Raw genomic sequence first — 834 nt, 5'->3', positions numbered from 1 at the left:
TATGAACTGGAAACAAGAATTTAGTCGCTGGCTTTCATATGCAGAGTTAGATGCAGAACTAAAAGAACAGTTAGAAAACATGAAGCAAGATGAGAAAAAAATCGAGGACAGCTTTTATAAAAATCTAGAATTCGGCACAGGTGGTATGCGTGGTGAACTTGGTGCTGGTACGAACCGTCTGAACGTATACACAGTTCGTAAAGCGACACAAGGATTAGCGAAGTTTATTGAAAAGTTAGGTGAAGAAGCGAAGAAGCGTGGTGTTGTTGTAGCGTATGATTCTCGCCATAAATCACCTGAGTTCGCAATGGAAGTTGCTGCTACACTAGGTGCACACGGCATTACAACATATGTGTTTGAAAGCTTACGTCCAACGCCAGTGCTTTCTTTCGCAGTTCGTCATTTACATACAGTGAGTGGAATCGTTCTTACGGCAAGTCATAATCCGCCTGAATATAACGGTTATAAAGTATACGGTGAAGATGGTGGGCAGTTGCCTCCAAAAGAAGCTGATGAATTAATTAGCTACGTAAACGCAGTAGAAGATGAATTAACAGTTGAGGTTGCTGATGTGGAGCAATTAAAAGCTGACGGTTTATTACATATTATTGGACAAGAAGTCGATGATGCATATGCTGCAGAATTGAACAATGTCATTATTAATAAAGAAATGGTACAAAAGGTTGGGAAAGACTTAAAAATCGTCTTCACACCACTACACGGAACATCAAATATTTCTGTACGCCGTGGTTTAGAAGAAGTTGGATTTACAGATGTAACAGTTGTAAAAGAGCAAGAGTTACCAGATCCGAACTTCTCTACAGTAAAATCACC

At 39.7% G+C, this 834-nt stretch carries 1 protein-coding gene; it reads left to right on the top strand.

The genetic code is table 11. From position 1 onward, the window contains the following. Position 1 precedes the first annotated feature (1 nt). A partial coding sequence (locus MR083_RS26665) for a phosphohexomutase domain-containing protein (protein WP_472927155.1) occupies positions 2-834 on the top strand: 833 nt, incomplete at its 3' end.

Source organism: Bacillus cereus group sp. BfR-BA-01408 (genome assembly GCF_022663305.1).
Taxonomy (GTDB): domain Bacteria; phylum Bacillota; class Bacilli; order Bacillales; family Bacillaceae_G; genus Bacillus_A; species Bacillus_A pacificus.
Note: the sequence above shows the minus strand (reverse complement) of the source record. Positions and strands in the feature narration are given on the sequence as shown.